The sequence below is a fragment of the Gemmobacter sp. genome (genome assembly GCF_016792925.1).
Taxonomy (GTDB): Bacteria; Pseudomonadota; Alphaproteobacteria; order Rhodobacterales; family Rhodobacteraceae; genus Gemmobacter.
Map to the genome: position 1 here is coordinate 1 of NZ_JAEULU010000080.1, position 5,091 is coordinate 5,091.

The following is a 5,091-nucleotide window of genomic DNA, read 5'->3' on the forward strand; positions in this document are numbered from 1 at the left end:
TGGATTTCGGCCGCCGTGCTGGGCTTCATGGCCTATGGCACCTATGAATTCACCAGCTATGCCATCATGCGCGACTGGCATTGGGCCATGGTGGCCGTCGATCTGAGCTGGGGCACGGTGCTGACTGCCACCTCTGCCGCCATCGGGCTGGCGATCACCCGCGCGCTGGCCTGACATCTGGCGATGCCTGCCCGGCGACGGCTTGCCCCGGTCCGAAGGCTTGTCCCGGTCCGAACAAGGCGCTAGGCACAGGCAAAGCAAGGAGCAACCCGATGATCCTCTATGGCATCCCCACCTGCGACACCTGCAAGAAGGCCCTCAAGGCGCTGGAGGCGGCAGGCCATGCCGTGACCTTCCGCGACATCCGCAAAGATCCGCTGACCGAGGCCGAGATTGCCCGTTTCGTGGGCGAATTCGGGGATCGGCTGATCAACAAATCCTCGACCACGTACCGCGCCTTCAATGATTTCCTGCGGGAATCAGAGGCCGAGGCGCAGATCGCCGCCCAGCCCACGGTGATGAAACGCCCGCTGATCGACGCCGGGGACAAGCTGTTCCTCGGGTGGGATGACGCCACGCAAACGGCGCTGCTGTAACAGAAAACGGCCCCCGGGCAGGGGGCCGCCTCACCTGCCGTCAAGGGCAGCTCAGAGCAGTTTCAGATCCGAGGCCGACGCCCGGCCATCGCGGCCCGATTGCAGCTCGTAGCCGATTTTCTGGTTGTCATTCAGGCCTTTAAGGCCAGCACGTTCCACCGCAGAGATGTGGACGAACACGTCCTTGCCGCCGTCATCGGGCGCAATGAAACCATAACCTTTGGTGGCGTTGAACCATTTCACGGTGCCGGTCGGCATGCCGCTTCTCCTTTAGTCAGCCATCCCGGGGCGAGATTGCCGCGGGTCGTGCAGCCAGGTCTTCCACTTCTCGGGCTGCCGAAAGGCAGGAGGCGGTCGAAAGTCTGTCGTCACAGGCCAAATGATGCCACGGTTCAATAAAAACGCAATAATTTTTGGTTAGACTGCGGGGCCGGAGGTTGATCCCCCGGCCCGGCATTCTGCGTCAGGGCATTTGGGCGGCTTGCGTCAGCTCGGCCAGAATGGCGTCGAGGCTGGCGGTTTCGGTGCGGTTTTCGCCCAGACGGCGGACGGAAACCGTGCGCTCCTCCACCTCTTTCATGCCGATGGCGAGGATGACCGGCACCTTGCCCACCGAATGCTCGCGCACCTTGTAATTGATCTTCTCGTTGCGGGTATCAGCCTCGACCCGGATGCCCGCTTTCTTGAGAAGATCCGTCACTTCAAGCACATAGGGGTCGGCATCCGAAACGATGGAGGCCACCACCACCTGACGCGGCGCCAGCCAGAACGGCAGTTTGCCCGCATAGTTCTCGATCAGGATGCCGATGAAGCGCTCGAACGAGCCCAGCACGGCGCGGTGCAGCATGACGGGGCGGTGCTTCATGCCGTCTTCGCCGACATATTCGGCATCCAGCCGGACGGGCAGGTTGAAGTCGGCCTGGAAGGTGCCGCATTGCCATTCGCGGCCGATGGCGTCGGTCAGTTTGAAATCGAGCTTCGGGCCGTAGAAGGCGCCGTCGCCGGGGTTGATCTCATAGGGCAGGCCAAGGCCCTTGATCGCCTTTTCCAAGGCGGTCTCGGCCTTGTCCCAGATCTCGTCCGAACCCACGCGCACATCGGGGCGGGTGGAGAGCTTGATGTCAAACTTCTCGAACCCCAGGTCTTTGTAAACGCTGGACAAAAGCGCGATGAAGCCTGCGCATTCGGCCTCGATCTGATCCTCGGTGCAGAAGATATGCGCGTCATCCTGCGTGAAGCCGCGCACGCGCATCAGCCCGTGCATGGAGCCGGAGGATTCATAGCGGTGGCACGAGCCGAACTCGGCCAGCCGCAGCGGCAGGTCGCGGTAGGATTTCAGGCCCTGATTATAGACCTGCACATGGCAGGGGCAGTTCATGGGCTTGAGCGCGTTGATGCGCTTTTCCTTGGCGCCTTCCTCGTCCACCTCGACGATGAACATGTTCTCGCGGTAGGCTTCCCAATGGCCGGATTTCTCCCACAGGATGCGGTCAACCACTTGAGGCGTCTTGATTTCCTTGTAATCCGCCTCGCGCAAGCGCTTGCGCATATAGTCTTCCAGCGTGCGGTAGATCGTCCAGCCATTCGGGTGCCAGAAGATCATGCCAGGGGCCTCTTCCTGCAAATGGAACAGGTCCATCTCGCGGCCCAGCTTGCGGTGGTCGCGCTTGGCGGCCTCCTCCAGCATGGTGAGATGGGCCTTCAGGTCATCGCGGTTCTTGAAGGCAAGGCCGTAGATGCGTTGCAGCATGGAGCGGGTGGCGTCGCCCAGCCAATAGGCGCCGGCCACATGGGTCAGCTTGAAAGCATCGGCGGGCACTTGGCCGGTGTGTTGCAGGTGTGGGCCGCGGCAGAGATCCTGCCAGCCGCCATGCCAATACATGCGGATGTCCTCGCCCTCTGGAATCCGATCCAGAAGTTCGATTTTGAAAGGCTCGCCGCGATTTTCATAGTATTTGCGGGTCTTTTCGCGCGACCAAAGTTCGGTTTTGACAGGTTCGCGGGCGTTGATGATCTGCTTCATCCGGGCCTCGATCGCGCCCAGATCCTCGGGGGTGAAGGGCTCGGCGCGGTCGAAATCGTAGAACCAGCCATGGTCGCGGACGGGGCCGATGGTGACTTTGACATCGGGCCAGATCTCTTGCACGGCGCGGGCCATGATATGCGCGAGGTCGTGGCGGATCAGCTCCAGCGCCGGGGCGTCATCCTGCATCGTGTGGATGGCGATGGTGGCATCCCCAGATATGGGCCATTGCAAATCCCAATGGGCGCCGTTCACCGTGGCGGAGATCGCCTTTTTGGCGAGGCTGGTGGAGATGGCGGCTGCCACTTCGGCAGGCGTCACGCCTGCCGCGAACTCGCGCGTGTTGCCATCGGGAAATGTCAGGGAAATCTGAGGCATAGGCCTTGATCCTCGTCAGTTTGGCGCCCACGGAACGCCCGGTTGCGGGTTATGATGGCCCGGGTTGTGCGCCGGGAGGGGCGAAAAGTCAACAAGTGTAACGGGATATACAGTTTGGGGGTGGTTTCGGGGGCAAAGGGTAAGGCGGTATACGCTTTGGACCTGTTTGGGGCACGATGTGTAACCGGCTATACGCTTTGTGGGGCCGGATCAGAAAACGCAGCGCGTTTTCCCGGCCCTTTGGGAAGCTGTCAGCAAGACCGGGTCTACGCGTGATCGGGAGGCCGGTGCCCGCCCGGTGGGCGCGAAAGCGCCGTTCGGCAGGCTTACGCGGCCCCATCAGGGGCCACGGTCCTGCCTCACCCCGGCAGGGCGGGCGGCTCACCCGGTGGCTTTGGGACACCGGCCCAAACGCGGAAACGGTGCCGCGTGACCTCGGCGATGGCCTCGGCCATAGGGGCCGGGTTTAGGAAACGCATCTCGCTCTCCCGGCCCTTTGAGAGTGTTGGAGCAAGACCGTATCAGTCCAAATGATACAGGCCCGATGTGGAAACGGCGCCGCGTGACCTCGGCGATAGCCTCGGCCATGGGGGCCGGTTGATAGAAAGGGGGGCAACAGGCTTTGCCAAGGCCCGGCGCGCTCTGGTAATAGACGCGCAACCAAAGGGGGCGCTTGATGACCGAATTTCTGACCACGCCGCAGGGGCGGCGGATTGCCTATCACCGGACGGCGGGGCAGGGGCCGGGTGTGGTGTTCCTGGGCGGCTTCAAATCCGACATGACTGGCACCAAGGCGCTTCATCTGCAAGCCTGGGCCGAGGCCACGGGCCGGGCTTTTCTGCGGTTTGATTACTCGGGGCATGGGCAATCCTCGGGCGATTTTCTGGACGGTTGCATTGGCGACTGGGCGGCGGATGCCCAGGCCGCAATTGCGGCGCTGACCACGGGGCCGCAGGTGCTTGTGGGGTCGTCCATGGGCGGCTGGATGGCGCTGCTGGCCGCGAAAGCCATGCCGGAGCGGGTGGCGGGCCTTGTGGGCATCGCCGCCGCGCCCGATTTCACCGAAGACCTGATGTGGGCGAGCTTCACCGAGGCAGAGCGCGCGGCGGTGATGGCCGGGCGGCTGGAGCAACCCTCGGACTATAGCGACGCGCCCTATATCATCACGAAAAAGCTGATCGAGGATGGGCGGCGGCATCTGGTCTTGCGCGCGGCGCTCCGGCTGCCCGTCCCGCTGCGGCTGTTGCAGGGCACGGCAGATGTGGATGTGCCGCCCTCGGTGGCGCTGCGGCTTTTGGATCATGCCGACAGCCCCGATGCGCGGCTGCTGCTGGTGAAAGGCGCGGATCATCGCTTTTCGACGCCGGAATGCCTCGATCTGATGGTGGCGGCGGTGGAAGAGCTGCTGTAAGCTGGTCCGACAATAAACGAGCCCGCAGAGCGGGCCAGAGGCACGAGTATTCATCCATGACGGAGCCGGTTATCCTGTTGCCGGGGCTGCTGTGCGACGCCCGGCTTTGGGCGCATCAGCTGCTTCATCTGAGCCAGCATCGCCCCGTGACGGTGGTGCAGCCCAAGGGCGCCAGCATCGAGGAGATGGCGGCGCAGGTGCTGGCTGCGGCACCCGCCAAATTTGCGCTGGTGGGCTGTGGCATGGGCGGGGATGTGGCGATGGATGTGCTGCGCCGGGGCCTCGACCGGGTGACGCGGATCGCGCTGATCTCGACCAACCCCTTGCAGGAGCCGCCTGCGGTGGCGGCGGCGCGCGAGGCGCGGATGGTGGCGGCGCGCTCGGGGCGGCTGTGGCAGGCGCTGGCCGAGGAATATCCGGTGGCGGATATGGGGCCGAGGGCGGCGGAGGCACAGGCACGGCTGCGCGAGATGGCGGAGTTTCTGGGCGAGGGCGTGTTTTTGGCGCAATCGCGGGTGATGCAGCGGCGGCCCGATCAGCAAAAGACCATGCGGCGGGCGATGGTGCCCGCGCTGGTGATGGGGGGCGCGCGCGATACGGTGGTGCCGGTGCGGCGGCACGAGTTTGTGGCCAAGCTGATGCCCTTTGGCCGGTTGAAGATTTTCGAGGGCGTCGGGCATCTG

The 5,091-nt window shown here is 63.8% G+C and carries 6 protein-coding genes; 4 read left to right on the forward strand and 2 right to left on the reverse strand.

Annotated features, from left to right (window positions below):
- Together JNN06_RS04130 and JNN06_RS04135 are read left to right on the forward strand one after the other, a co-directional pair.
- Positions 1-174: DUF2177 family protein (locus JNN06_RS04130; protein WP_291238336.1), on the forward strand; the 174-nt coding region annotated here is incomplete at its 5' end.
- Between the two features lie 98 nt (positions 175-272).
- Entirely contained in the window at positions 273-596 is a 324-nt protein-coding gene (locus JNN06_RS04135) for an ArsC/Spx/MgsR family protein (protein WP_291238332.1), read from the forward strand.
- A gap of 51 nt (positions 597-647) precedes the next feature.
- On the opposite strand, the gene JNN06_RS04140 is transcribed toward JNN06_RS04135, so the two are convergent.
- Together JNN06_RS04140 and thrS are read right to left on the reverse strand one after the other, a co-directional pair.
- Entirely contained in the window at positions 648-854 is a 207-nt protein-coding gene (locus tag JNN06_RS04140) for a cold-shock protein (protein ID WP_189634377.1), read from the reverse strand.
- Positions 855-1,059: 205 nt separating this feature from the next.
- A complete protein-coding gene (gene thrS, locus JNN06_RS04145) occupies positions 1,060-2,997 on the reverse strand; it encodes a threonine--tRNA ligase (RefSeq protein ID WP_291238333.1) in 1,938 nt (645 codons plus the stop codon).
- 676 nt (positions 2,998-3,673) lie between these two features.
- On the opposite strand from thrS, the gene JNN06_RS04150 reads away from it, so the two are divergent.
- Complete coding sequence (locus JNN06_RS04150) at positions 3,674-4,408, forward strand: alpha/beta hydrolase (protein ID WP_291238334.1); 735 nt, start codon at positions 3,674-3,676, stop codon at positions 4,406-4,408.
- A gap of 56 nt (positions 4,409-4,464) precedes the next feature.
- The coding region (locus tag JNN06_RS04155; protein WP_291238335.1) for an alpha/beta hydrolase at positions 4,465-5,091 on the forward strand (627 nt) is incomplete at its 3' end.

Coding starts and splice junctions, on each gene's coding strand:
- JNN06_RS04135 (WP_291238332.1), top strand. CDS start 273: ATGATCCTCTATGGCATCCCCACCTGCGACACCTGCAAGAAGGCCCTC.
- JNN06_RS04140 (WP_189634377.1), bottom strand. CDS start 854: ATGCCGACCGGCACCGTGAAATGGTTCAACGCCACCAAAGGTTATGGT.
- thrS (WP_291238333.1), bottom strand. CDS start 2,997: ATGCCTCAGATTTCCCTGACATTTCCCGATGGCAACACGCGCGAGTTC.
- JNN06_RS04150 (WP_291238334.1), top strand. CDS start 3,674: ATGACCGAATTTCTGACCACGCCGCAGGGGCGGCGGATTGCCTATCAC.